25 protein-coding genes, 1 tRNA gene and 1 pseudogene are annotated in these 23,668 nt (G+C 68.8%); 12 read left to right on the top strand and 15 right to left on the bottom strand.

The genetic code is table 11. The features are described 5' to 3' along the window. Together JWQ05_RS15645 and secG are read right to left on the bottom strand one after the other, a co-directional pair. Positions 1 to 235 (bottom strand): annotated as a pseudogene (locus JWQ05_RS15645) (CTP synthetase); the annotation flags it as partial. Positions 236 to 481: 246 nt separating this feature from the next. Then, positions 482 to 895 (bottom strand): preprotein translocase subunit SecG, encoded by a 414-nt coding sequence (gene secG / locus JWQ05_RS15640; RefSeq protein WP_299660115.1) that lies wholly within the window; start codon positions 893 to 895, stop codon positions 482 to 484. Between the two features lie 275 nt (positions 896 to 1,170). Here secG and JWQ05_RS15635 point away from each other — a divergent pair, with 275 nt between their 5' ends. Then, on the top strand, positions 1,171 to 1,638 hold the full coding sequence (locus JWQ05_RS15635) for a nuclear transport factor 2 family protein (protein ID WP_299660111.1): 468 nt from the start codon (positions 1,171 to 1,173) through the stop codon (positions 1,636 to 1,638). 36 nt (positions 1,639 to 1,674) lie between these two features. Here JWQ05_RS15635 and JWQ05_RS15630 read toward each other — a convergent pair whose 3' ends face one another. Then, positions 1,675 to 2,433 carry a GNAT family N-acetyltransferase gene (locus JWQ05_RS15630; RefSeq protein ID WP_299660108.1) on the bottom strand — a complete coding sequence of 253 codons (759 nt, stop codon included), beginning with the start codon at positions 2,431 to 2,433 and terminating at the stop codon, positions 1,675 to 1,677. Between the two features lie 67 nt (positions 2,434 to 2,500). Further along, the gene (gene tpiA / locus JWQ05_RS15625) at positions 2,501 to 3,265 is read right to left on the bottom strand and encodes a triose-phosphate isomerase (protein ID WP_299660106.1); all 765 of its coding nucleotides are present in this window, start codon (positions 3,263 to 3,265) and stop codon (positions 2,501 to 2,503) included. Positions 3,266 to 3,442: 177 nt separating this feature from the next. Between tpiA and JWQ05_RS15620 the strand changes: the two genes are divergently transcribed. The 7 genes from JWQ05_RS15620 to glp all read left to right on the top strand — a co-directional run bounded on the left by JWQ05_RS15620 (position 3,443) and on the right by glp (position 11,237). Continuing rightward, complete coding sequence (locus tag JWQ05_RS15620) at positions 3,443 to 5,347, top strand: peptidylprolyl isomerase (protein ID WP_299660104.1); 1,905 nt, start codon at positions 3,443 to 3,445, stop codon at positions 5,345 to 5,347. Between the two features lie 7 nt (positions 5,348 to 5,354). Next, positions 5,355 to 6,878 (top strand): anthranilate synthase component I, encoded by a 1,524-nt coding sequence (gene trpE / locus JWQ05_RS15615; RefSeq protein ID WP_299660102.1) that lies wholly within the window; start codon positions 5,355 to 5,357, stop codon positions 6,876 to 6,878. A gap of 72 nt (positions 6,879 to 6,950) precedes the next feature. Further along, entirely contained in the window at positions 6,951 to 7,565 is a 615-nt protein-coding gene (locus JWQ05_RS15610; RefSeq protein WP_299660099.1) for an aminodeoxychorismate/anthranilate synthase component II, read from the top strand. 79 nt (positions 7,566 to 7,644) lie between these two features. Continuing rightward, positions 7,645 to 8,670, top strand: a complete 1,026-nt coding sequence (gene trpD / locus JWQ05_RS15605; RefSeq protein ID WP_299660096.1) for an anthranilate phosphoribosyltransferase — start codon at positions 7,645 to 7,647, stop codon at positions 8,668 to 8,670. Between the two features lie 9 nt (positions 8,671 to 8,679). After that, on the top strand, positions 8,680 to 9,516 hold the full coding sequence (gene trpC, locus JWQ05_RS15600; protein WP_299660093.1) for an indole-3-glycerol phosphate synthase TrpC: 837 nt from the start codon (positions 8,680 to 8,682) through the stop codon (positions 9,514 to 9,516). A 9-nt stretch (positions 9,517 to 9,525) separates the two neighbouring features. Next, positions 9,526 to 10,011, top strand: coding sequence for a cyclic pyranopterin monophosphate synthase MoaC (moaC, locus tag JWQ05_RS15595; protein WP_299660090.1), 486 nt, complete (start codon positions 9,526 to 9,528; stop codon positions 10,009 to 10,011). Further along, on the top strand, positions 10,008 to 11,237 hold the full coding sequence (gene glp, locus JWQ05_RS15590; protein ID WP_299660087.1) for a gephyrin-like molybdotransferase Glp: 1,230 nt from the start codon (positions 10,008 to 10,010) through the stop codon (positions 11,235 to 11,237). The genes moaC and glp overlap by 4 nt, the downstream gene beginning before the upstream one ends. Before the next feature lie 8 nt (positions 11,238 to 11,245). On the opposite strand, the gene JWQ05_RS15585 is transcribed toward glp, so the two are convergent. The 3 genes from JWQ05_RS15585 to JWQ05_RS15575 all read right to left on the bottom strand — a co-directional run bounded on the left by JWQ05_RS15585 (position 11,246) and on the right by JWQ05_RS15575 (position 13,975). Further along, on the bottom strand, positions 11,246 to 11,380 hold the full coding sequence (locus tag JWQ05_RS15585; RefSeq protein WP_299660084.1) for a hypothetical protein: 135 nt from the start codon (positions 11,378 to 11,380) through the stop codon (positions 11,246 to 11,248). A 75-nt stretch (positions 11,381 to 11,455) separates the two neighbouring features. Next, entirely contained in the window at positions 11,456 to 12,601 is a 1,146-nt protein-coding gene (locus JWQ05_RS15580; protein WP_299660081.1) for a hypothetical protein, read from the bottom strand. 3 nt (positions 12,602 to 12,604) lie between these two features. Continuing rightward, positions 12,605 to 13,975 (bottom strand): RsmB/NOP family class I SAM-dependent RNA methyltransferase, encoded by a 1,371-nt coding sequence (locus tag JWQ05_RS15575; RefSeq protein WP_299660077.1) that lies wholly within the window; start codon positions 13,973 to 13,975, stop codon positions 12,605 to 12,607. A 95-nt stretch (positions 13,976 to 14,070) separates the two neighbouring features. Here JWQ05_RS15575 and JWQ05_RS15570 point away from each other — a divergent pair, with 95 nt between their 5' ends. Beyond that, complete coding sequence (locus tag JWQ05_RS15570; protein ID WP_299660075.1) at positions 14,071 to 14,304, top strand: DUF1674 domain-containing protein; 234 nt, start codon at positions 14,071 to 14,073, stop codon at positions 14,302 to 14,304. 95 nt (positions 14,305 to 14,399) lie between these two features. Further along, positions 14,400 to 14,708 carry a cupin domain-containing protein gene (locus tag JWQ05_RS15565; protein ID WP_299660072.1) on the top strand — a complete coding sequence of 103 codons (309 nt, stop codon included), beginning with the start codon at positions 14,400 to 14,402 and terminating at the stop codon, positions 14,706 to 14,708. Positions 14,709 to 14,726: 18 nt separating this feature from the next. On the opposite strand, the gene JWQ05_RS15560 is transcribed toward JWQ05_RS15565, so the two are convergent. Then, on the bottom strand, positions 14,727 to 15,242 hold the full coding sequence (locus JWQ05_RS15560) for a L,D-transpeptidase (RefSeq protein ID WP_299660070.1): 516 nt from the start codon (positions 15,240 to 15,242) through the stop codon (positions 14,727 to 14,729). A gap of 185 nt (positions 15,243 to 15,427) precedes the next feature. Next, entirely contained in the window at positions 15,428 to 16,060 is a 633-nt protein-coding gene (gene bluB, locus JWQ05_RS15555) for a 5,6-dimethylbenzimidazole synthase (RefSeq protein WP_299660068.1), read from the bottom strand. A 382-nt stretch (positions 16,061 to 16,442) separates the two neighbouring features. On the opposite strand from bluB, the gene JWQ05_RS15550 reads away from it, so the two are divergent. Next, on the top strand, positions 16,443 to 16,817 hold the full coding sequence (locus JWQ05_RS15550; RefSeq protein WP_299660066.1) for a DUF2794 domain-containing protein: 375 nt from the start codon (positions 16,443 to 16,445) through the stop codon (positions 16,815 to 16,817). Between the two features lie 98 nt (positions 16,818 to 16,915). On the opposite strand, the gene JWQ05_RS15545 is transcribed toward JWQ05_RS15550, so the two are convergent. The 6 genes from JWQ05_RS15545 to rpmI form a co-directional block, all read right to left on the bottom strand. Then, positions 16,916 to 17,683, bottom strand: a complete 768-nt coding sequence (locus JWQ05_RS15545; RefSeq protein ID WP_299660064.1) for a Bax inhibitor-1/YccA family protein — start codon at positions 17,681 to 17,683, stop codon at positions 16,916 to 16,918. 282 nt (positions 17,684 to 17,965) lie between these two features. Beyond that, positions 17,966 to 18,808 (bottom strand): DUF1186 domain-containing protein, encoded by an 843-nt coding sequence (locus tag JWQ05_RS15540; protein ID WP_299660061.1) that lies wholly within the window; start codon positions 18,806 to 18,808, stop codon positions 17,966 to 17,968. Positions 18,809 to 18,822: 14 nt separating this feature from the next. Next, positions 18,823 to 21,246, bottom strand: a complete 2,424-nt coding sequence (gene pheT / locus JWQ05_RS15535) for a phenylalanine--tRNA ligase subunit beta (protein WP_299660058.1) — start codon at positions 21,244 to 21,246, stop codon at positions 18,823 to 18,825. Positions 21,247 to 21,351: 105 nt separating this feature from the next. After that, complete coding sequence (pheS, locus tag JWQ05_RS15530; protein WP_299660056.1) at positions 21,352 to 22,434, bottom strand: phenylalanine--tRNA ligase subunit alpha; 1,083 nt, start codon at positions 22,432 to 22,434, stop codon at positions 21,352 to 21,354. A gap of 215 nt (positions 22,435 to 22,649) precedes the next feature. Continuing rightward, the gene (gene rplT, locus JWQ05_RS15525) at positions 22,650 to 23,021 is read right to left on the bottom strand and encodes a 50S ribosomal protein L20 (RefSeq protein WP_299660054.1); all 372 of its coding nucleotides are present in this window, start codon (positions 23,019 to 23,021) and stop codon (positions 22,650 to 22,652) included. A gap of 49 nt (positions 23,022 to 23,070) precedes the next feature. Further along, a complete protein-coding gene (gene rpmI, locus JWQ05_RS15520) occupies positions 23,071 to 23,274 on the bottom strand; it encodes a 50S ribosomal protein L35 (RefSeq protein WP_018044555.1) in 204 nt (67 codons plus the stop codon). A 317-nt stretch (positions 23,275 to 23,591) separates the two neighbouring features. On the opposite strand from rpmI, the gene JWQ05_RS15515 reads away from it, so the two are divergent. Further along, a tRNA-Asp gene (locus JWQ05_RS15515) sits at positions 23,592 to 23,668 on the top strand.

Below are 23,668 nucleotides of genomic sequence, written 5' to 3'. Positions count from 1 at the left end.
TGAAGCGCTCGTAATGACCGAGGTCGAGATCCGTCTCCGCACCGTCGTCGGTCACGAAGACCTCGCCGTGCTGGTAGGGACTCATCGTCCCCGGATCGACGTTGAGATAGGGGTCGAGCTTGCGCAGGCGGACCTTGTAGCCGCGCGCCTGGAGCAGGGCCGCGAGCGCTGCCGATGCGAGACCCTTGCCGAGCGAGGAGACCACGCCGCCGGTGATGAAAACGTACCGCGTCATGGGCCTCGGTCCATAAACAAGGGGGGACGATTCGCCAAACCACAAAAACGCTTATCCCCCGCGATGCGAGTGCATACACGCAGAGAGGCGGCGATCCCGGGATGGCTTCGGAACGATATTCGGCGCCCGATCACTCGGACGCCGTGTCTTGTCTTGCTGTCTTGATCTGGAAATCTGTTCTGCGGGCGTCCTGCACGCTCACACGAAGACTTCAACCGGACGTTGCCGGTAGAGAAGAACCGTCGATCAGCGCGATTGCGGCGCCTGCGGCACGGCCGGCTGGGCCGGCTGCGTCACGGGGACGTCGGCCGGTGTCCCCGGCTGCGCCGCGCCGCCCTGACCACGCAGGGTGTCGAGCAGGTTGCCGGCATTCGGCTGGGTCGCGGGCTGGCCGGTCGCGCTGCCCTCGAGGATCGAGCGGGGCGCGGCGCCGCGATGCGACAGGATCGCAAGGGCCATGCTGGTGGTGAAGAACAGCGCGGCCAAAATCGCGGTCGCGCGCGTCAGGGCATTGGCTTGACCGCGCCCGGTCATGAACCCCGCGACACCGCCGCTGCCGCCGCCGCCGAGCCCGAGGCCGCCCTCGGAGCGCTGGAGCAGGACCACGGCGATGAGGCCGAGGACGACGATGAGGTGAATCGAGATCAGGACGGTCTGCATCGGCTTTCCGGAGTCTTCACCATGCGCGCACAGACCCCGAACTGGCGAAGAAGTGGGATCGAACGCGGGCAGGCCACGGACGAGAAAGTCCCGGCACCACCGACATATTGGGTGGGCCATACACCAGATGGCTGGCCTCGCCAACCGCCGGGTCGCCCGCAGAGATACGACGGCGGTGTGGCCTCGCTCCTCGCTTGAGCGGGGCGAATATGCTGTGTTCGCGCGAGACGCGGTGCCTCGCATGCGCCGCCCCGACGCCGCACCGGAGGACAGCCATGTTCGCAACCCGTCGTTCGAGCCTCCGTGCCGCCCTGCTGGGTGCCGCACTCGGTGCCGGACTTGGGGCCGCCTGCCTCGCGCCGTCAGCCCTTCACGCCGCCGGCCCGGAGGTCGAGGTGGAGGCGGCGGTGGACGCACTGACGCAGGCGATTCTCTCCGCCGACGGAACGGCGCTGAACGATCTCGTCCTCGATGGCCTGAGCTACGGGCATTCGAGCGGCGCCGTGCAGGACAAATCCGCGTTCGTGGAGGCCCTGACGAGCCGGCGCTCCAGTTTCCCCAGCATCGTCTTGTCGAACCGGACGGCGGCCGTCGTTGGCGAGAATGCGGTGGTCCGGCATGTCTTCGACGGCGAGACGGTGGCCAACGGCAAGACCGTGCCCGTCCATATCGGCGTGCTTCAGGTCTGGCACCGGGATGGCGGACGCTGGCGCTTGCTCGCGCGCCAAGCCTTCAAGCTCTGACAAGCCTTCAAGGTCGGGCACGCGCAACGGATGCCGTCAGTCGCGTCGCCGGTAGCGATACCCGTAGAGCGTCCGGGAAAACCCGAGACTGGCGTAGAGCGCGCGGGCCGGCGCATTCCCGGCCACGACCTGGAGGCAGGCCCCGTCTGCCCCCTGTCGCCGGGCCCAGGCCATCAGTGCGTCGACCAGCAGGATCGCGTATCCGGCCCGGCGGTGTTCCGGATGCGTCGCCACCGATTCGAGGACGAGAAGCCCGCGATGCACGGCGCCGAAGGCGACCGCCACGGACGTGTCATCACGCATCAGGCGCACGAAGGCACGTGGCAGGATGAGGCAGGCCAGGGAAGCTCGGTAGGTGTCCTCGGCCAGGGCGGAGACCGCTCCCTCACAGGCGGCACGCGCGGCAAACCAGGCCTCGTCCGGATCGCGGGACAGGACGAGGCCATCCGGCGCCTCACCGTCCGAACCTGCCAGATCAGCGAACAGCGTCACCGTCTCGCCCTCCGCACGGTAGCCGAGGCGGTCGAGCAGGGCGTCCATCTCGGGCGCGAGATCGGGGACGCGGACGATCAGCGGTCGGCCGAGCCCCTGATAGACCGCCTCGGCCGCCGCGATCACCGCCGCCGGATCGTCGCGCCGTCCACGCAGGGGGTTAAGGGAATTCGTCCGGCGGGTCGGCCCGCCGGAGGCGCGCAGGAGCCAACCGCCGAGGCTGATCTCCACGGGCGAAGGACGCGCGTTGAGGCAAGCCTCCTCGACGGCCCAGGCCAGATCGTCATCCGAATGCCAGGCCATGACGTCACCCGCCTCGAAGCCCGACCGGTTTGGCGCCAAAGCGCGAGCGAAAGGCAGGCAGCCGGGCTCAGCGCAGGTAGGCGCGGGCGATCCCGAGGAAATCGTCGGCGACGAGGCTGGCGCCACCGACCAGGGCACCGTCGACATTGTCGACCGCCATCAGCTCGCGGGCGTTGCTCGGCTTGACCGAGCCGCCGTAGAGAATCCGCACCGCCTGAGCCTCGGCGCCGATGAGCTGACCCAGCATCTCGCGCAAGCTCGCATGCACCTCGGCGATGTCGGCGGGCGTCGGGGTCAGGCCGGTGCCGATGGCCCAGACCGGCTCGTAGGCGATGACCGTGTCCTTGGCGCTGGCGCCCTTCGGCACGCCGATGGCGAGCTGCGCGCGCACGATGTCGAGGGTGCGTCCCTCCTCGCGCTCTTCCTTGGTCTCGCCGACGCAGATGATGCCGCAGAGGCCCGCCCGACGGGCGGCCAGCGCCTTGGCGTGGACGCCGTCGTCGGTCTCGTGATGATAGGCGCGGCGCTCGGAATGCCCGACGATGACGTAGGTCGCGCCGAGATCGCCGAGCATCTCCGCCGAGATGCTGCCCGTGAAGGCGCCGTTCGGCTTGGCGTGCAGGTTCTGGCCGCCGATGGCGATGGGCGACCCGTAGGTCGCCGCGACGCAGGACGCGATCAGCGTGGAGGGCGGGCAGATCAGGAGATCGACCGCCTCGAACAGTTCGGGGGTCATGCCGTTGCGCACGGCTTCCACCATCGCGATCGATCCGCGCAGGCCATTCATCTTCCAGTTGCCGGCAACCAGAGGCCGTCGCCCCGACTTCGTCATTCCGGTCCTCGCTGATAGGGCGTCGCTTCGCGGTTGGCCCGCCCCTAACAGAGCCCCGGGGGCGGCGCAAACCGGCAGACGGCCTTTGCGATGACAGCCCGGATGGTCTATCGCGAGCGGCTTTCCCTGGAAGGATGGGCGCGAGGCCGCGCCTGCTCACGGGTACCCGGACGTTCGATGCTGCAGAACATGCGCAAGGCCAGCCAGCACTGGCTCGGCAAGATCATCCTCACGGTGGTCTTCACCTTCCTCATCGCAGGCGTCGCGATCTTCGGCGTCGAGGAGTTCTTCCGGGCAGGATCCTCGAACACGGTCGCCACCGTGGGCAAGGCCCAGATCTCGGCCGAGGCCGTGCGCACGGCCTACCAGAACCAGCTCCAGCGCTATCAGAGCCAGACCCGCCGGACGCTGACCCCGGACCAGGCCCGCGCCCTCGGGATCGACCGGCAGGTGCTGGCGCAGCTCGTCAGCGAGGCGTCCCTCGACCAGCAGACGGCGGCCCTGGGCCTCAGCATCCCGGACGCCGCGGTGCTGCGGGCGATCCAGGAAGAGAAGAGCTTCCAGGGCGCGGACGGCAAGTTCGATCCGGCCCTGTTCTACCAGACGCTCCAGCGCGCCGGCATTACCGAAGCCACCTTCGTGCGCGAGCAGCGCGCCGTGGCCGCCCGCCTCCAGCTCGCCGAGGCGGTGGCCGCCGACCTGCACGTGCCGGAGGCCCTGCGCGAGGCGGTGCATCGCTATACCACGGAGCGGCGCGGCGTGGCGCTGATGATGCTGCCCCCCTCCGTGGCCGGCGAGATCCCGGCGCCGACCGAGGACGAGGTGAAGGCCTATTACACGGAAAACACCTTCGCCTTCCGCGCGCCCGAGACCCGCAACGTGACCCTGCTGGTCCTCGACCCGCAGGCGATGGCGAAGGCCGACGCGGTGAGCGCCGAGGACATCGCCAAGCGCTACGCCGCCGACAAGGCACGCTACGGCACCCCGGAACGCCGCACCATCCAGCAGATCGTCTTCCCCGACGCCGCAGCCGCAGAGGCCGCGCGCAAGACGCTCGAGGCCGGCGAGAAGCCGTTCGAGGCGGTCGCCGCCGAGACCGGCGCCGACGCCAAGAACCTCTCCCTCGGCACGCTCTCGAAGGCCGAGCTCTTCGATCCCGCCGTGTCGGAGGCGGCCTTCAGCCTGCCGCTGAACGGCATCAGCCAGCCCGTGAAGGGTCGCTTCGGCACGGTGCTCCTGCGCGTCACCGCGATCGAACCGGAGACGGTCAAGCCCCTGGCCGACGTCTCGGCGGACATCGCCAAAGCCATCGCGCTCGAGCGTGCCACCAGCGGCATCGACGCCGCGCATGACGCCATCGAGGATCAGCGCGCCAACACCAAGCCGCTGGCCGACATCGCCAAGGACCGCGACCTGCCGCTGCGCACGATCCCGGCCGTGACCGCCCAGGGGCTCGACCCGGCGGGGAACGCGGTGGAGGGCATTCCAGACCGCGACACCACTTTGACCGCCTTGTTCCGCGCCGAGATGGGCGGGGACAACGAGCCCCTTCGCACCAAGAACGGCGGCTATATCTGGTACGACATCGCGAACATCGACCGGGCCCACGACAAGCCGCTCACGGACGTCCGTGACGAGGTCGTCACCCGGTGGCGCGCGGCCGAGACGCAGCGCCGTCTCGTCGCCAAGGCCAAGGACCTCTCCGCCCGCCTCGACAAGGGCGAGGCCGTGGAGGCCGTGGCGGCGGAAGCCGGGCTCACCGTCCAGACCCTGAACGATCTGGCCCGCAACCAGGCGCAGGGCGACCTCACCGCCGAGGTCGTCAACCGCGTCTTCGCGACCGCGACCGGCAAGTCCGCGTCGGCGGAAGCCGGCGAGAGCCGCGCCCTATTCAAGGTCACCTCCGCGACCATGCCGGCCTACGTGCCGGGAACGCCCGCCGACGAGGCGATCACCAAGCGTTTCCAGCCGACCATCGCCGACGATGTGCTCGGTCAGTATATCGGCGACGTGCAGAACGCGGTGGGCGTCACCGTCAACCAGGCGGCCTTCCGCCGGGCCATCGGCGGCGGCGAGTACTGACGCGGCGATGCATCAGGACCCCGCCTTCACGGATTTCGCCGAAGCCTACGAGACCGGCCGGCCCTCCCTCCTCCACCTCACCCTGGTGGCGGACCTAGAGACGCCGGTGGCGGCCTTCCTGAAATTGCGGGCGGGCCATGCCGGCCCTGCCTTCCTGCTCGAATCCGTCGAGGGCGGTGCCGTGCGCGGACGCTACTCGATGATCGGCCTCGACCCCGATCTCGCCTGGCGCTGCCGCGAGGGTCGGGCGGAGATCGCGCGCGACCCCGGGTTGACGCAATTCACGCCCGAATGCGCAGCGCCCCTGGCGAGCCTGCGTGCGCTCATCGCCGAGAGCGCCATCGGGGCCGAGGGCGACACCGACGCCCTTCCGCCGATGGCCGCGGGCCTGTTCGGCTATCTCGGCTATGACATGGTCCGAGCCATGGAGAATCTGGGGCAGCCGAATCCCGACCCGCTCGGGGTGCCGGACGCCATCCTGGTGCGCCCGCGCGTCATGGTGGTGTTCGATTCCGTGCGCGACCTCATCACGGTGGTCGGCCCCGTGCGCCCTGCCCCCGGGATCTCCGCGCGCGCTGCCTACGAGGCGGCGCTTGCGCGACTGGAGGGCGTCGCCGAAGCGCTCGAAGGCCCCCTGCCGGTCGAGGCCCGCATCGACCCGCGCGAGATCGCGCATCCTGAGCCTGTGTCGAACACCACGCCTGAGAAGTACCTGGCGATGGTGGCCCGGGCCAAGGAGTACATCGTCGCCGGGGACGTCTTTCAGGTGGTGCTGTCGCAGCGCTTCGAGGCGCCCTTCACCCTGCCGGCCCTGGCGCTCTACCGCTCCCTGCGCCGGACGAACCCGGCACCCTTCCTGTGCTACCTCGACTTCGAGTCCTTCCAGCTCGTCTGCTCCTCCCCCGAAATCCTGGTGCGGGTGCGCGAGGGCCGCGTCACCATCCGGCCCATCGCGGGGACGCGCCGGCGCGGCGCGAACCCGGCCGAGGACAAGGCGCTGGCCGAGGAACTCCTGGCCGATCCGAAGGAGCGCTCCGAGCACCTCATGCTGCTCGATCTCGGCCGCAACGATGTCGGCCGCGTCGCGCGCATCGGCAGCGTCACGGTGACGGGGTCGTTCTTCCTCGAATTCTACAGCCAGGTCATGCACATCGTCTCGAACGTCGAGGGCGACCTCGACCCGAAGCACGATACGCTGGCGGCGCTCGCCGCCGGATTTCCCGCCGGCACGGTCTCGGGCGCGCCCAAGGTGCGGGCGATGGAGATCATCGACGAACTGGAGCGCGAGAAGCGCGGGCCCTATGGTGGCTGCATCGGCTATTTCGGCGCGCGCGGCGAAATGGACACCTGCATCGTGCTGCGCACGGCGCTGGTGAAGGACGGTCGCATGCACGTCCAGGCGGGCGCCGGCATCGTCTACGATTCCGACCCGGCTTCCGAACAGCAGGAATGCGTCAACAAGGCCAAGGCGTTGTTCCGCGCGGCGGAAGACGCGGTGGTGTTCGCGAGCCGGGCACGGCGGGGGCAGTAGCGAGCGAAAGCGTCGGTTGACCACGCGCGGGACTCGGGCCAAACCGCGATCATGCCCGCGCGCGAAGCACAGATGTCCGACGTCCTCGTCATCGACAACTACGATTCCTTCACGTGGAATCTCGTCCATCTCATCGGTCCGCTCTGCGGCTCGATCGACGTGGTGCGCAACGATGCGATCACCACGGACCAGATCCGCGCGCGCCGCCCCGACGCCGTGGTGCTGTCGCCCGGCCCCTGCTCGCCCAACGAGGCCGGCATCTGCCTCGACGTGGTCAAGGACTTGTCCGCCGAGATTCCGATCTTCGGGGTCTGCCTGGGTCTCCAGGCCATCGGGCAGGCCTTCGGCGGCGACGTGGTGCGGGCGCCGACGCCCATGCACGGCAAGGTCTCCAGCATCCGGCACCGGGCGTCCGGCATCTTCCGCGGCCTGAACGGACCCTTCGACGCGACGCGCTATCACTCCCTGGTGGTGGAGCGCGGTGGCTGCCCGGCCGATCTCACCGTGACGGCCGAGGCGGACGGCCTGATCATGGGCCTGGAGCACGCGCACCTGCCCGTTCACGGAGTGCAGTTCCACCCCGAGAGCATCCTCTCGCATCACGGATCGCAGATCCTGCGCAATTTCCTGGACATCGCGAGTGCCTGGAACGCGGCGCGTGACAAGGACCGCGACGGCGTGCATTGACGGGCGACGTCGTCCTTCAGAAATGTTTCCGGTCGTCAGCGCCGGATCCTGCGCCCGAAGCCCCCTGCGCCCGAGCCCCATGGAATCGTTCAAGCCCCTCCTCGCGAAGGTCGCCACCGGCGCGGGCCTGAACCGCGACGAGGCGCGACGCGCCTTCGACCACCTGCTCTCCGGCGAGGTCACGCCGGTCCAGGCCAGCGCATTTCTGATGGCGCTCAAGGTGCGCGGCGAGGCCCCCGACGAGATCGTCGGCGCGGTCGAAGCCATGCGCGCGCGGATGATCCCCGTGGATGCGGTCTCGGGCGCCATAGACGTGGTCGGCACGGGCGGCGACCATTCGGGAAGCTACAACGTCTCGACGCTGGCCGCGATCATCGTGGCCGCCTGCGGCGTGCCGGTGGCCAAACACGGCAACCGCGCGGCGACCTCGCGCTCCGGCGCCGCCGACGTGCTCGCGGCGTTGGGGGTGCGCATCGGCCTGGGCCCCGACGAACTGAGCCTGTGCCTCGCGCAAGCCGGCCTGTGCTTCATGTTCGCCCAGACCCACCACGCCGCCATGCGCCACGTGGCGCCCGTGCGCGCCGAACTGCCGACGCGGACCATCTTCAACATGCTCGGCCCTCTGGCGAACCCGGCGGGGGTGAGGCGACAGCTCTTCGGCGTCTCGTCGCCTGCCTGGGCCGAGCCGCTGACCGGCGTCCTCGCCGAACTCGGCAGCGACCGGGTCTGGACCGTTCACGGCAGCGACGGCCTCGACGAAATCACGGTGACGGGCCCGACCGCCGTGGTGGCGTTGGAAGCCGGCCGCGTCTCGCGCTTCACCATCGACCCGCGCGAGGTCGGCATACCCCTGCACGGTCTCGAAGATCTGCGCGGCGGCGACCCGGAGCACAACGCCACCGCCCTGGGCCGGGTCCTGGAGGGCGCGCGCAACGCCTATCGCGACATCGCGGTGCTGAATGCGGGCGCGGCCCTCGTAGTCGCGGAGGCGGCGCAGACGCTCGCCGAGGGCGTGATCCGGGCTGGCGCGGCCCTGGACAGCGGCGCCGCGCGCACCACCCTGGACAAACTCGTCCTCTTCTCGAACCTTCGCTCGAACGCCTGAAGGCCTCCCATGTCCGAGCATGCCCCCGATGCCCCGGCCGAGCGCAAGGACGTTCTCGCCCGCATCGAGACCTACAAGCGCCGCGAGATCGCCGAGGCCAAGCTGCGGGTGCCGCAGACCAAGCTCGAGAAGCGCATCGCCGACGTCTCGCCCCCACGCGGCTTTGCCGATGCCATCGCGGCGCATATCGCGCAGAAGCGACCGGCGCTGATCGCCGAGGTGAAGAAAGCCTCTCCCTCGAAGGGACTGATCCGGGCGGATTTCGATCCCGCCATCCTCGCCGCCGCCTACGAGGCCGGGGGCGCCACCTGCCTGTCGGTGCTCACCGACACGCCCTCGTTCCAAGGCAAGCCCGAATACCTCACCGAGGCGCGCGCGGCCTGCGGTCTGCCGGTGCTGCGCAAGGACTTCCTGTTCGAGCCCTACCAGGTGTTCGAAGCGCGCGCCTGGGGCGCCGACTGCATCCTCGTCATCATGGCGTGCCTGGACGACGACGAGGCCGCCGCCCTCGTGGAGACCGCCCACGACCTCGGCATGGACGTGCTCGTCGAGGTCCACGACACCGAGGAACTGGCGCGTGCCCTCCCCCTCGACACTCGTCTGGTGGGCATCAACAACCGGAACCTCAAGACCTTCGAGGTCTCGTTCGAGACGGCGATCCGGCTGGCCGAAGGCGTGCCGAAGGACCGGATCGCGGTAGCCGAGAGCGGCATCGCGGGCCATGCCGACGTGGTACGCCTCGCCAAGAGCGGTCTCGACACCATCCTAGTTGGGGAAAGCCTGATGCGCGAGGCCGACGTGACGGCGGCCACCCGCCGCCTGCTCTTCGGTGACGCGAAAGCCTGAGGACGAGGTATGGCCGAACTCACGCATCTCGACGCCTCGGGCGCGGCCAACATGGTCGACGTCTCGGAGAAGGACGCCACCACCCGCACCGCGCGCGCCACGGGCGCCGTGGTCATGTTGCCCGAGACGCTGCGGCTGATCCGCGAGGGCGACGCCAAGAAGGGAGACGTGATCGGCACGGCGCGGCTCGCCGGCATCATGGCTTCGAAGCGGACGCACGAACTCATCCCCCTCTGCCACCCATTGCTCCTCTCGAAGATCCGGGTGGATTGCGAGATCGACGAGAGCCTGCCCGGCCTGCGCGTGACGGCCGAGGTGAAGGTGCTGGGTCCGACGGGCGTCGAGATGGAGGCGCTCACCGCCGTCTCCGTCGCCTGCCTCACCATCTACGACATGGTCAAAGCGGCCGATCGCGGCATGCGTATCGAGGGCATCCGGTTGCTCGCCAAGGATGGCGGGCGCTCTGGCACCTACCGCGCCGAGGGCGACGTTTGAGCGGGATGATCCCGGTCGCCGAGGCGCTCGCGCGCGTCCTCGCCGGCATTCCAGGCCCCGTCTCGGCCGAGACCGTCAAGATTGCCGAAGCCGCCGGTCGAACGCTGGCCGAGGACGTCTGCGCCACCCGTACGCAACCGCCCTTCCGGGCGTCTGCGATGGATGGTTACGCGGTACGCAGCACCGACGTCGCGACCCCGCCCGCGACCCTCCGGCTGGTCGGCGTCAGCTCGGCCGGACATGGTTTCACCGGCACGATCGCGGCCGGTGAGGCGGTACGGATCTTCACCGGAGCCCCGGTGCCGGACGGCGCCGACGCGATCCTGATCCAGGAAAACGCCGAGGCGACGCCGCAGGCCGTCACGGCCCGCGAGCCCGCGGCACCCGGCCGCTTCATTCGTCCGAGCGGCCTCGACTTCAAAGTGGGCGACCGGCTGCTGCGCGCCGGCGACACCCTCGATCCCCGCCGCATCGCGCTGGCGGCAGCCGGCGGCCACGGGAACTTGAGCGTTCGGCGACGCCCGCGCGTCGCGATCCTCGCCACCGGGGACGAACTCGTCGCACCGGGAGAGCCCGCGCGCTGGGATCAGATCGTCGCCTCCAACGGACTCGCGGTGGCGGCCCTGGTCCGGGAGGCCGGGGCGGAGGCGGTCGATCTCGGCATCGCCGGAGATACGCTCGCGGCCCTCGACCAGGCCATAGGCCGCGCGGTGGCTGCGGAGGCCGACCTGCTCGTCACCCTCGGCGGCGCCTCGGTGGGCGACCACGATCTCGTGCAATCGGCCCTGCATGCGCAGGGCCTCGAACTGGGATTCTGGCGGGTGGCCCTGCGCCCCGGCAAGCCCCTGATGCACGGGCGGCTCGGCCGCATGGCGGTGCTCGGTCTGCCCGGAAACCCGGTGGCGTCGGTGGTCTGCGGGCTGCTCTTCGTCGTCCCGGTGCTCCGGGCGCTCCTCGGTGACCCACACGCGGCGGCGGATCGATCGGAGCCGGCAATCCTCGGCTGTGATCTTGCGCAGAACGACCTGCGCCAGGATTATCTGCGCGCTCGAATCGAGACCGCGCCGGACAGGCTCCCGATCGTCCACCCGGAGAACCGCCAGGATTCGTCGATGCTGTTCATCCTCGGCTCGGCGGAGGCACTGCTGGTCCGCGCGCCGCACGCGCCCGCCGCGAAGGCCGGCGAGCCTTGCCGGATCATCCGCCTCGACCGGCGCATTCTCTGAGCCGGAGATCAGACGAGATAGAGCGTCGAATCCGGGCGAAACACCTTCGGGCAGCGCAAGGCGTCGACGAGTGCCCGTGCCTCCGCGAGGGTGATGTGGCGGTCCTCGGCGATGTCTCGCAACGTCATCCAGCGCGTCTGCATGCTTTTCGTCCTCATGGTTAACGGCACAACGGCCCCCGGAGCCCTTTGTTCGAGCGGATGGCTCAGACGGGGCGATCAGCGCAAGTAGGTGACGCTGTAGAGGGTGCGGCGCAGGGCATCCTCGCCGACCCAGACCCGACCGTTCTCGCAGGCCTCCCGCATTCCGGGGCGCATGCGGGCGCAATACTCGCCGGTGTTGTCCTGAACCCGGTACTCGCAGGTGCCGCCGACCTTGCGCCGGGCAATGACGGGGCTGGCATGGTCGGCGTGCAGGTCCGGATCCTTCGGATCTCGGTCCTCCAGCAGGTACCAGCTGTAGCCGATGGTCGGTACCCGGCCGTGATCCAGGGCGTAATCGATCATCGCCAGGATGCGGCCGATGGATTGCGGGCTCGGCGGCGTGCCGGAGTCCCGCATTTCGACGAACTCGGCCTGGTTGGCGGCGACCCGGTAGCTGACGGGAAGCAGCGGTACCGGCAGGGGCACGCGCCGGCAGCGCGACTCGACATGAGCGATCCAACCGGCGTTGAAGGTGTCGGTGCGCAGGTCACGCAGGTGCGGCACGGTTCCGGAAAGACTTCGGAAGCTCATACGCCGGGGCGCGAGGCGGCTGCGATAGCGCAGGCGGCTCAGGGTCGGATTGGCGTAGCGGTAGCCGTCGTTCGAGGGCAGGTCGCGGTCCTCGCACAGGCCGCCGACATTGTAGAGGAGTGCCGCTGTGTCCTCCTCCCCGCCCTCGATCTTGTCGAAGTACGGCAGCAGCTTCGGGTTGCCGATGTTCGACATCTCGGCGGAGTTGCGGCTCCAGGCGATATCGGCACGCCAGTTCGGGTGAGCCCTCAGGTGATCGCGCAGCGCGGGGATCGATGCCAGACGCTCCGGATCGGCGAAGTAGTTCTTCGTGGCGACGTCGAGGGGCGAGATCGGGCGGCCGAGCCGATGCGAGATCATGTCGGCGGTGGCGTAGGCAAAGCAGATCGCGCTCTCGCCCTGGTTAAGCGGCATCTCGCGCGGTGAGGGCGAGAGGCCGACGTCGCGTGTGCCCTCATGCTCCTCGAGCGGGATACTGGTCTCGACCGGGGCGCAGGTGGGATTGCGCGCATAGGCCGGGCGCTGCGGGAGAATGCGCGGATCGACCTGAGCTTCGGCGGGAGTCGCCCCAAAGGCGTAGGCTGCCGCGACGGCGGCGCACCATACCGGGGCGACGCGTCCAGCCCGCATGCCTCACGCCTTTCGACGAAGGCGGGTCGCGAAGAAGCCGTCGAGCCCCCCGCGAGCCTCGGGCGCCACGCCGTTGAGGTGGGCGGGCAGCGTTCGCAGGTCACCCGATGGGTCGATGACCTCGGAGAGGCCGCCGAGTTCCTCCGGCCGCACCGGGACGCGCTCGAAGTCGGGGTTGCGGGTGAGGAAGGTCGTGACCTGCGCCTCGCCCTCCTCCCGCTCCAGGGAGCAGGTGCAATAGACGAGACGGCCGCCGGGGCGAACCAGGGTCGCGGCCTTGTCGAACAGGCGCTTCTGCAGACCGATGAGCCGGCCGATGTCGCTTTCGGTCTTCGTCCAGGCGACGTCGGGATGGCGCCGCAGGGTGCCGGTGGCCGAGCACGGCGCATCGAGAAGCACCGCGTCGAAGGCCGCTTCGTCGGGCAGCGCCAGGGCGTCGCCAACGCGGATCTCGGCCTCCAGCCCGAGGCGCGAAAAGTTCTGCGACAGGCGTTCGAGGCGCGGACTGGAGCGGTCGACCGCGAGCACCGAAGCGCCGGCTGCGGCGAGCTGCGCCGTCTTGCCACCAGGCGCGGCGCAGAGATCGGCTACCCGGTCCCCCGGCTTCACGCCGAGGAGGATCGCCGGGAGCGCGGCGGCGGCGTCCTGCACCCACCACTGCCCCTCGGCATAGCCCGGCAGTTCGGCGACGGGGGAGCGGATTTCATGCAGGCGCACGCTCCCCGTCGGCAGGGCGACGCCGCCGAGGCGCTCGGCCCATTCCGCCGCGTCGCTCTGCACGGTGATGTCGAGGGCGGCCCCCTGAAGATGGGCTGCCGCGATGGCGCGGGCCGTTTCCTGGCCGTAGGCGGCGTTCCAGCGCCGGGCGAGCCAATCCGGCGTGTTGTCGGAGAGCGGATCCCCGGGCTGGGCCAAGATCTCGGCGCGCTCGCGCACGATCCGGCGCAACACGGCGTTCACGAGCCCGGAAAGGTGCTGGAGCTGCGGGTCGGCCTTGGCGAGGCGCACGCCGAGATCGACGGCGGCATGGTCGGGCACGTTGAGGTCGAGGATCTGCACGGCGCCGGTGGCCAGAAGCGCGACGAGGCGCGGCTGGTCCTCCGGCAAGCCCTGCGACAGCCGCGCGGCCAGCACCCGGCGCAGGAAACCGAGACGCCGGAAGGTCGCGGTGGCGATGGCCCGCGCCAGACCCGCATCGGCGGCATCCAGGCCGGCGGCCTGCCCAGCCTGCGCGAGCGCGTCCTCCAGGGCGAACCCCCGGGTCTTGCCGATGAGATCGGCCACCGCGCCGTGCGCGACCTGGCGCGCGGCCAGGCCCGCGACGCTGTGGTCGATCGGCGCCGTCGGCGCATCCGTATTGCGGCGTGTCGCCATGAATGCCACTTCCTGGAGCATGGGTCCGCGCGAGGCGGGCCGCTTCTGTAGTCCGTTGCCCCTGCCCTTCCACCCGCCACACCGAGATGCAAGCCATGACGAGCCCGGAGCGAAAGGAAAACCACGCCGATGCGACGCCACCGGCCCCGCCGCAGCGTGCCCTGACGCCGGAAGCCGCCCGGGCCCTGGCGGAGGCTTCCGAACGGCGCGCCGCCATCGACGCCCGCGCGGCCGAGATCGCCGCCGCAAGAGAGCGCCAGGGCCGGGGTGGTCTGGAGCCGGTGCGCTACGACGATTGGGAGATCAAGGGCATCGCTGTCGACTTCTGAGCCCCCTGGAGTCCGCACGGACGCAGGCGGGACCGGAACGTCCGCAACCGCCCCCCGTTGTCCCGGCCACGAGGCGGATGACGGGAGCGACGATCATGGCCGTGAAGATTTCCAGCGGGAACGCGTGCGAAGGCCCGCATGGCGAAGTCGCCCTGGCGCGTGGGCTGACGGTGGCGATGCGGATGTGGCGCGACGAGCCGCCCGGCACGGAGAAGCCCGTTGCGAGCCGCCCCTACGAGACGGTCGGCTATGTGATCTCGGGCCGGGCCGAACTCACGGTCAGCGGCGAGCGGGTGGTGTTGGAGGCGGGCGATTCCTGGCTGGTGCCGCAGGGCGCCGAACACACCTATGCCATCCTCGAAACCTTCACGGCGATCGAGGCGACGTCCCCGCCTGCACGCTGAGACCGGACCTGGCGCGCTTCAGCGGGTGACGTAGACCTGCGTCCCCACCGAGACGCGCTCGTAGAGATCGACCACGTCCTGGTTGTACATGCGGATGCAGCCATAGGACGCGTAGGTCCCGATGGAGTTCGGCCGGTTGGTCCCGTGGATGGCATATTCGCCGCCCGCGAGGGTCATCGCCGCCGAACCCATCGGGTTCGAGGGTGAACCGCCGGCGATGACGGACGGTAGGCGGGGATTGTCGCGCTTGACCTCGCGCGGTGGTGCCCAGGCGGGCTCCACGTATTTTCCGTCGATCTGGGTGGCGCCACTCCACTGCTTACCGGGCTTTCCCACCGCCACGGGGTAGCGGATCGCGGTGCCGTCTCCGTTGACGAGGTAGAGCCGGCGCTCGGATGTGCGCACGACGATCGAACCCGGCATCACGCCCTCGTGGAAGGCGACAACCTCGCGGGCCTGGGCCGGCGCCGCCGCGAGCCCCTGTCCCAGGATCGCGACCGCCGCGACCGCACCCAAAATTCCCTGACGCACCATGACCCGTAACTCCGAAAGCGTGACCGCGAGCCCGCTGACAATCGGCAGGCGCCGGTTGGCGTTCCGGTAATTCGCGGTGGACGCGAGGGGTTATCCCGGAGGTATTGGCGAGCGCGGTAAAACCGCTCCCGCATCGTTCGCATAAAAGCGCGCGATGATGTTCGGGCCTTGGTAACCCTGCCGGATCAGCGCTCGATGAGGGGCATGCCGGTCTCGAGGCGTTGCTGCCAGCCGTGCCGGACGAGCTCCGGGTCGGCGTGTTCCTCGACGGGATAGCCCACGCAGAGATAGGCGACGAGGTGCCAGGCACACGGCACGCCGAGCGTCTCACACACCGTCTCCGGCTCCAGGATGGAGACCCAGCCCACGCCCAGCCCTTGCGCGCGGGCTGCGAGCCAGAACGTCTGGACCGCGGTGACCACCGAGTAGCGCAGCATCTCCGGCATGGTGGCGCGGCCCAGACCGTGCCCCGTCTCGGTGGCCTCGTCGCAAAACACCGCAAGGTGGACCGGCGCCTCGCGCAGGCCTGCGAGCTTCAGGCGGACGTAGGCTTCCCGCCGCTCGGCCCCGTAGGCTTCGGCCGCATCGGCGTTGCAGCGCTCGAAGCTGGCGACGACTTCCGCGCGTCGCAGCGGATCGGAGACGCGCACGAAGCGCCAGGGCTGGCTGTTCCCGACCGAGGGGCTGAGGGCTGCGAGGTCGAGGCAGCGGCGCAGCAGCGGCTCGTCCACCGGATCGGTGCGAAACCGGCGCACGTCGCGCCGCCACGCGAACAACTCCGCGAGCGTCTGACGAAAGGCGGCATCGAAGCTGACCACGGCGGTCCCTGAGCGGGAGATCCAGTCCCTGTTCGGATGCCGTGTTTCTCGCCGCAGACTGACATTCTCGCAAGGGGCAAAAAAAGGGCCGCACTCCGAAGAGGCGGCCTGAAGTCCTTGGGTCTCGAAACCTCTGGAGTGTCGGTCCTGCCGAGCCGGGCGCCGGCCGAAGAGCTGGGGAGCCGGTAAGATCGGACGCCGCGCCGGGGGCAGGATCGACGAAGTTTCGGACACAGGTGTCGCGTTTCATCAAGGCCGACGCTGGGCCCGATGGCGGCAAAATCGTGGTGATGTGTTTCCGAGCGCGCCACCGAATCGCTGCCCTTGCGGGGTTCAAAGCGCGACACCATGATGAAGACCGAGACCCGGAACAGGAGTGACGATGACCGAGCCTACCGGTGCCGACCCGCGATCATCCGAGCCCGCGGCCCGGGTCATTCCATTCCCGACAGCGCCGGTTACGCCCCAGATTGCCTTCGACCGCACGGAGCTGCGCGTCATCTTCAATCTCTACGGACGGATGGTCTCCCAGGGGGAGTGGCGCGACTACGCCCTCGATTTCCGGCGCGACAAGGCGGTGTTCTCGATCTACCGGCGAAGTTCCGAGATGCCACTGTACCGGGTCGAGAAGGACCCGAAGCTCGCGCGGCGCCAGGGCGCCTATGCGGTGGTCGCGGCATCCGGTCTGGTAATGAAGCGCGGGACGGATCTAGCCCGGGTGCTCGCGGTCCTGGAACCGCCGCTGCGGGCGGTCTGAGGCGCTTCAACACCGAACAGATTTATTCCTGTAGCCAGCAAAAAGGCCCCTGCGGTTTCCGCCGGGGCCTCTTCGTTGGTCTGCGGTATAATCGTCGCTTAGCGGCGATCACCAAGGAGCGAGAGCAGCATCTGGAACATGTTGATGAAGTCCAGATACAGTGTCAGAGCACCGTTCACGGAGAGTTTCGCGGCGCCCTCGGCATCGGCGCCGCTGTAGAGGAACATCTCCTTGAGCTTCTGCGTGTCGTACGCGGTGAGGCCTGCGAAGATCAGGACGCCGATCACCGAGATCGCGAACTGAAGCGCCGAGGAAGCGAAAAAGATGTTCACCAGCGAGGCGATGACGAGACCGATCAGGCCCATCACCAGGAACGAGCCCATGCCCGACAGGCTGCGCTTGGTGGTGTAGCCGTAGAGGCTCAAGCCACCGAACGTCGCCGCCGTGATGAAGAACACCCGAACCACGCTCGCGCCCGTGAACACGAGAAGGAGCGAGGACATCGAGGCACCCATCACCGCCGCGAAGGCGAAGAAGGTCAGGCGCGCCGAAGAGGCGGACATCCGGTCCATCTTCATCGAGAAGATGAAGATGAAGGCGAGCGGCGCCAGCATGATCACCCACTTGAGCGGGCTCGTGTAGAGGAGCTGACCGAACGGGGTCAGGGCGACGCGGCCGGTCGCGGTCTGCGCGACGGCGGCCATGTTGAGGCCCAGCGCCACGAGACCCGAGATCCCGAGGCCGACGACCATGTTGTTGTAGACGCCCAGCATGAAGGTGCGCAGGCCCTGGTCGATCTCGACCTGGCTGCCGGCGTACCCGGTCGGCTGAGCGCCGTACCGGAAGGGGCTGTTATCGAATGCCATGGGAGTTTCCTTTGGAAGCTCTCTCAGCGTGTGATTTCGGAATGAGGCTCACGCATACGACCTCTGGCGCCGTGCGACGCCTCGCAGCGAAATATGTTCGGTCACGCTGCCGCGCACAAGGGGCCCGCCAAGGCTGAAAGGACCGAATCGCACATTGCTGTGCTGGTATTTTATTCGGGTGCGCAGGGATTAAAGCGGTCGTTCACCGGTCGAAAATTTGGTGGCTTCAGGAATAACCCTGGGTGCTGCTCCGCCCTCACCTGCTGGCGGAGTTCTCCTCGCTCAGGCGGGGAGCGTATCCAGGCAGCACTTCTTGAATTTCTTGCCGCTTCCGCATGGGCACGGGTCGTTGCGGCCGACATGCTTAAACGGGTTGCGCACCGGCTGCCCGAAATCCTCCGCCGTCCAGGAGAGTGCCGCGATCGGATCGTCCAGGGTCGCGTGGCGAACGGGGTCGAAGCGAGCCAGGTCGTCGGGCTTGGATTCCGCCTCGCGCAGGACCTTGCGAAGCCAGGGTGCGTCGCTGACGTCGGCTTCGATGCGCCCGTCGTTGCGCGCCACCTCGACCCTCGGCACGAGGTCGTTGAAACCGAGGAGCCCGATGGTTTCCTCCCAGCCGAACCAGGCGATGTCGCGTTCGACCGCCGCGCGCTTGTCGTCGAAGCGCACCAGGAGATCGTGCGTCTCTTGCCGTGAGATCTGCTTGGTCTGGGTCAGGTAGGTGAGAACCGCGAACAGCTCGTTGCGGACGTCATCGTCGACCGTGGAATCGAGGAGTAGCGCGATGAGAGAGCTGGAATCGCCATCGAAGACACTGTTCAGGATCGGGGCCAGCGTTTCGGTGACGGCGTCCCCGAGAAGCGCGTCGAGAGTGTCGCCGTCGTGACGCAGCAGCGCGAGGAACGGGCGAAACAGGCGCGTGTCGCGCACGGTCGCGAGCACATGGATGCCCCAGAACAGGAGGTCAGCCTCGGATTCCGGCAGTTCGTCACCCGCCCCTGCGCGGCGCAGCACGTCGAGTACCGTATCCGCGATCCGTTCCGGCTCGGCGAGCGCCAGCCGGATCTCGGCCGCCGGGAGGTGCTTGGCCGCAGAGAGGGCTGCGACGAGGTCCGGGTCTATCATGGGGATGTCCCTCGTCAGGAGCGTAACGTCGCGCCGGTCTTGCGACCGACCTCGGCGACGATCCGAGCGGTCACCGCCTCGATCTCCGCGTCGGTCAGGGTGCGCTCCACGGGCTGGAGGCGAACCGCGATCGCCACCGATTTCGAGCCGTCCGGAATTCCGACGCCCTCGTACACGTCGAACACGTCGATGCCGGCGATCAGCTTGCGCTCGGCCGCCTGCGCGGCCTTGACCATGTCGCCGGCCGCGACGTCGCGGGAGACCACGAAGGCGAAGTCGCGCGAGATCGCCTGGAAGTCCGAGAGCGCAAGCGCTGGCTTGACCTTAGTCGGCCGATGCTTCGGCAGCGGCACCGCGTCGAGGGTGATCTCGAAGGCGACGAGCTGGCCCTTGAGATCGAGGGCCTTCATCACGCGCGGATGCACCTCACCGAAATATCCGACCGGGTTCTTCGGTCCGAACTGCAGGGTGCCGGAGCGACCGGGATGGAGCCAGTCGGGCCCGCCGGCCACGATCTGCAGACCTCCGGTCGGGATACCGAAGCTCGCCAGGAGAGCCAGGGCGTCGGCCTTGGCGTCGAAGGCATCGACGGTGACCGTGCGCCCGTCCCAGTGGCGCCCGGCACCCGCATGGCTCGCGCTGCCCCGGCGGATCGCGGCCGCCCGGATGGTCTGTCCCTCCGGCTGATCGGTGGCGAAGCACTGTCCGACCTCGAACAGGGCGACGTCCGCACTGCCGCGATCGGCGTTGCGCTGGCCTGCCCTGAGCAGTCCCGGGACGAGGCTCGGGCGCATATCCGACAGGTCGGCGGCGATCGGGTTGGCGAGCGCCAGATCCGTGCCGCCACCGCCGAACAGGACCGCGTCGTCATGGGGAATGAACGACCAGGTCACCGCCTCGACGAGGCCGCGGCTCGCCAGCGCGCGCTTGGCCAACCGCGTGCGCTTCTGCATCACGGTCAGCACCGGCTTGCCCACGGCCGCCTCGATGCGCGGCAGGGGTTTGGGCTCGATGCGATCGAGCCCGGCGATGCGGATGATCTCCTCGACGAGATCGGCCTTCCCCTCGACGTCCGGGCGCCAGGACGGGGTGAGCACCTTCACCCGGTCGCCGGTGCCGACGACGTGGAACCCGAGGGCCTCCAGGGTCACCTTCATTTCGGCGCGGGAGAGCTCGATGCCGGCCAGACGACGGGTCTCCGTCCATGGGAAGTCGATGACGCGCTCGGTCGCCGGCGGCTCGCCGACGATTAACGGCTGGCTCGGCGTGCCGCCGCAGATCTCCAGGACGAGGCGGGTGGCGAGGTCGAGGCCCGGAAGGGTGTAGGTCGGGTCGACCCCGCGCTCGAAGCGGTAGCGGGCATCCGTGATGATGCCGAGGCGGCGCCCGGACTGGGCGATGTTGACCGGGTCCCAGAGCGCCGATTCGATCAGCACGTCGACCGTGCCCGCGTCGCAGCCGGAAGCCTCGCCGCCGATGATGCCGCCGATCGATTCGACGCCGTTCGCATCGGCGATGATGACGGTGTCGCTGGTGAGCGCGTACGTCTTGCCGTCGAGGGCCTTGAGGCCTTCGCCGTCACGGGCGCGGCGCACGACCAGGCCGCCCTGCACCTTGGCGGCGTCGAAGACGTGGAGCGGGCGACCCCGGTCGAAGGTCAGGTAGTTGGTGATGTCGACGAGCGCATTGATCGGACGCAGGCCGATGGCGCGCAGGCGGGCCTGCATCCAGTCCGGCGACGGACCGTTCCGCACGCCGCGCACGAGACGCAGGGTGAAGTAGGGGCAGAGGCCCTGATCGACCGGCTCGAAATCGAGGGTGACGGACACGTGGCAGTCGCCCTCGCCGCGCACCGGCGGCTGCGTCGGGCGCTTCAGGCTGCCGAGACCGGTGGCGGCGAGATCGCGGGCGATGCCGTGGATCGCGGTGCAATCCGGTCGGTTCGGCGTCAGGTTAATCTCGATGACGGGGTCGTCGAGCTTGGCGTAGACCGCGTAGGGCTGGCCCGTCGGCGCATCCTCGGGCAGGTCGAGGATGCCGTCGGACTCTTCGCCCAGACCGAGTTCGGCGCCGGAGCAAAGCATACCCAGGCTCTCGACGCCGCGGATGTTGCCCACCGACAGGGTGATGTTCTTGCCCGGCACGTAGGTGCCGGGGGGAGCAAAGACCGTCTTCATGCCCGCGCGGGCATTGGGTGCGCCGCAGACCACCTGCACGGGCCGGCCGTCGCCGGCATCCACCGAGCAGACGCGCAGGCGATCGGCGTTCGGATGCTGCTCGGCGCTGAGCACATGCGCCACAACGTAGGGCTTCAGGCTCGCGGCCTTATCCTCGATACCCTCGACCTCGAGGCCGATCCGCGTCAGCGTCTCGCTGATCGTCTCGAGGGAAGCCTCCGCGTCGAGGTGGTCCTTGAGCCAGGAGAGGGTGAATTTCATCGCTTGGGTCCCTCGGCGTTCCGGCGCCCGGTCACGCGGGCTGGTCCGTCGCCCAGCAGAATGGAGAAGGGTGGCCCGGTCTCGCCGGACCGCGAGGGCGGCGGATCAGCCCGTCAACCCAGCGACCAGGCTCGGTATATCGAGCGGCCGGAAGCCGTAATGGTCGAGCCAGCGCACATCCGCCTCGAAGAACGGGCGCAGGTCCGGCATCCCGTATTTCAGCATGGCGATGCGATCGATGCCGACGCCGAAGGCGAACCCCTGAACGCTGTCGGGGTCGAGGCCGCAATTGCGCAGGACGTTGGGGTGGACCATGCCGCAGCCGAGGATCTCCAGCCAGTCGGTGCCCTCTCCGAAGCGGATCTCGCCACCCTTTCGCGAGCACTGGATGTCGACTTCGGCCGAGGGCTCGGTGAACGGGAAGAACGACGGCCGGAAGCGCATCTTCACGGCCTCGACCTCGAAGAACGTGCGGCAGAACTCCTCCAGCACCCATTTCAGGTTTGCGATGTTGGCCGCCTTGTCGATCACCAGCCCTTCGACCTGATGAAACATCGGGGTGTGGGTCTGGTCGGAATCATGGCGATAGGTGCGCCCCGGGCAGATCACCCGGATCGGCGGCTCGTGCGACCGCATGGTGCGGATCTGGACCGGCGAGGTGTGAGTGCGCAACACCTTGCGCTGGCCGTTCCGGTCGGGGGCCAGGAAGAAGGTGTCGTGCATCTCGCGGGCCGGATGGCCAGGGGGGAAGTTGAGGGCGGTGAAGTTGTAATCGTCCGTCTCGATGTCGGGGCCTTCGGCGACCGAGAAGCCCATATCCGCGAAGATCGCGGTAATCTCGTCCATGACCTGGCTGATCGGATGAATGCGGCCCCGCGCCTCGGGCGCCTCGCGCACCGGCAGGGTCACGTCGATGCGCTCGGCCGCGAGGCGAGCACTCAAAGCGGCCTCGGCGAGGGCGTCCCGCCGCGTGCCGATAGCACCCTGGACCCGGTCTCGCAGACCGTTGATGAGGGGACCACGCGCCTTACGCTCGTCCGGGGTCATCGCGCCCAGGGTCTTCAGGAGTTCGGAGACAGACCCCTTCTTGCCCAGCGCTGCGACGCGCACGGCATCGAGCGTCGGCTCGTCCGAGGCTTCCGCGACCTGACGCAGCAGGTCGGCTTCCAAGGTGTCGAGGTCGGTCATCGGTTCAACTCACCGGCTGATGCACCGGTCCTCACGGATCGGGCGGGCGCGATCGGGCTTGGCCGAGGGTTTTGCGGGTCGCGACCCGCAATGCAAGCGGGCGATGCCCGTAAAGCCCCAGGCTGTCTCGGAAAACGAAAAGGCGCGGCTCCGCATGGGCGCCACGCCTTGTCAGGAAGAACAGCGCTCGGCTCAGGACGAGCCGCACGCTCGACTCAAGCGGCCTTGGTGGCCGGAAGGGCAGCCTTGGCGAGTTCGACCACGGCGGCGAAGGAGGCCGGCTCGTGGATGGCGAGCTCGGACAGGGCCTTGCGGTCTACCTCGATGCCGGAGATCGACAGGCCATTGATGAAGCGCGAATAGGTCAGGCCATGCTCACGGACGGCGGCGTTGAGGCGCTGGATCCAGAGAGCGCGGAACGTGCGCTTCTTGTTCTTCCGATCGCGGTAGGCATACTGCATGCCCTTCTCGACCGCCTGCTTGGCGATCCGGATCGTATTCTTGCGGCGACCGTAATAACCACGGGCGGCCTTGAGGACTTTCTTGTGCTTCGCGTGACTGGTCACGCCGCGCTTGACGCGGGCCATTGGGTATCTCCTGGATCAGAAAAAGCAGTCTCGGCAGGTGAAGGACGAATTACCGGCTGTTCGGCAAAAAGTACTTCTTCACGTTGGCGGCATCGCCCTCGAACAGGGTGGTGGTGCCGCGCAGGTTGCGGATCTGCTTCGTCGTCCGCTTGATCATCCCGTGGCGCTTGCCGGCCTGGGCATACATGACCTTGCCGGTGCCGGTGATCTTGAAGCGCTTCTTCGCGCCCGACTTGGTTTTCAGCTTGGGCATTTGGCTCTCCTGAACGCGCAGCGGCTCCGATCCAGTTGGGATCGAAGAGATGCGCTCGGTTGATGCTTCTGATGGAGCAGCACGAGCCGCCACGGCAGCCCGATCGGCCGGGCGGTTCAACGCGAGGCGCGTATGACAGAAAAGCGACCCGGTTTCAATGCCGGCCGATCGCGGCCCTCGCCGTCTTATCCGGCCCGCCCATTCGGGCCAGCCGAGCAAGGCACGCGATTCCCTCGGAATGCGCCGCCGGATTGCTTGACAGCCCAGGGCGGTGACCATAAACCGCCGACACCGCCGGAAACGGGGCGGGACGTCAAGCGGGCGTAGCTCAGTTGGTTAGAGTGCCGGCCTGTCACGCCGGAGGTCGCGGGTTCGAGTCCCGTCGCCCGCGCCA

Origin of the sequence: Methylobacterium sp., assembly GCF_028290105.1 — a bacterium.
GTDB lineage: Bacteria > Pseudomonadota > Alphaproteobacteria > Rhizobiales > Beijerinckiaceae > Methylobacterium.
The sequence above is the reverse complement of the archived record's forward strand: the minus strand, read 5'-3'. Positions and strand labels throughout refer to the sequence as shown.

Bases quoted from the DNA above. Each gene is read 5' to 3' on its own strand.
- JWQ05_RS15550 (WP_299660066.1), top strand. From the start codon at position 16,443: ATGACCGAGCCTACCGGTGCCGACCCGCGATCATCCGAGCCCGCGGCC.
- JWQ05_RS15630 (WP_299660108.1), bottom strand. From the start codon at position 2,433: ATGGCCTGGCATTCGGATGACGATCTGGCCTGGGCCGTCGAGGAGGCT.
- JWQ05_RS15620 (WP_299660104.1), top strand. From the start codon at position 3,443: ATGCTGCAGAACATGCGCAAGGCCAGCCAGCACTGGCTCGGCAAGATC.
- secG (WP_299660115.1), bottom strand. From the start codon at position 895: ATGCAGACCGTCCTGATCTCGATTCACCTCATCGTCGTCCTCGGCCTC.
- pheS (WP_299660056.1), bottom strand. From the start codon at position 22,434: ATGACCGACCTCGACACCTTGGAAGCCGACCTGCTGCGTCAGGTCGCG.
- JWQ05_RS15635 (WP_299660111.1), top strand. From the start codon at position 1,171: ATGTTCGCAACCCGTCGTTCGAGCCTCCGTGCCGCCCTGCTGGGTGCC.
- JWQ05_RS15545 (WP_299660064.1), bottom strand. From the start codon at position 17,683: ATGGCATTCGATAACAGCCCCTTCCGGTACGGCGCTCAGCCGACCGGG.
- moaC (WP_299660090.1), top strand. From the start codon at position 9,526: ATGGCCGAACTCACGCATCTCGACGCCTCGGGCGCGGCCAACATGGTC.
- tpiA (WP_299660106.1), bottom strand. From the start codon at position 3,265: ATGACGAAGTCGGGGCGACGGCCTCTGGTTGCCGGCAACTGGAAGATG.
- JWQ05_RS15570 (WP_299660075.1), top strand. From the start codon at position 14,071: ATGACGAGCCCGGAGCGAAAGGAAAACCACGCCGATGCGACGCCACCG.
- JWQ05_RS15580 (WP_299660081.1), bottom strand. From the start codon at position 12,601: ATGCGGGCTGGACGCGTCGCCCCGGTATGGTGCGCCGCCGTCGCGGCA.
- pheT (WP_299660058.1), bottom strand. From the start codon at position 21,246: ATGAAATTCACCCTCTCCTGGCTCAAGGACCACCTCGACGCGGAGGCT.
- rpmI (WP_018044555.1), bottom strand. From the start codon at position 23,274: ATGCCCAAGCTGAAAACCAAGTCGGGCGCGAAGAAGCGCTTCAAGATC.
- JWQ05_RS15560 (WP_299660070.1), bottom strand. From the start codon at position 15,242: ATGGTGCGTCAGGGAATTTTGGGTGCGGTCGCGGCGGTCGCGATCCTG.
- JWQ05_RS15610 (WP_299660099.1), top strand. From the start codon at position 6,951: ATGTCCGACGTCCTCGTCATCGACAACTACGATTCCTTCACGTGGAAT.
- trpC (WP_299660093.1), top strand. From the start codon at position 8,680: ATGTCCGAGCATGCCCCCGATGCCCCGGCCGAGCGCAAGGACGTTCTC.
- trpD (WP_299660096.1), top strand. From the start codon at position 7,645: ATGGAATCGTTCAAGCCCCTCCTCGCGAAGGTCGCCACCGGCGCGGGC.
- JWQ05_RS15565 (WP_299660072.1), top strand. From the start codon at position 14,400: ATGGCCGTGAAGATTTCCAGCGGGAACGCGTGCGAAGGCCCGCATGGC.
- trpE (WP_299660102.1), top strand. From the start codon at position 5,355: ATGCATCAGGACCCCGCCTTCACGGATTTCGCCGAAGCCTACGAGACC.
- JWQ05_RS15575 (WP_299660077.1), bottom strand. From the start codon at position 13,975: ATGGCGACACGCCGCAATACGGATGCGCCGACGGCGCCGATCGACCAC.
- JWQ05_RS15540 (WP_299660061.1), bottom strand. From the start codon at position 18,808: ATGATAGACCCGGACCTCGTCGCAGCCCTCTCTGCGGCCAAGCACCTC.
- rplT (WP_299660054.1), bottom strand. From the start codon at position 23,021: ATGGCCCGCGTCAAGCGCGGCGTGACCAGTCACGCGAAGCACAAGAAA.
- JWQ05_RS15585 (WP_299660084.1), bottom strand. From the start codon at position 11,380: ATGCAGACGCGCTGGATGACGTTGCGAGACATCGCCGAGGACCGCCAC.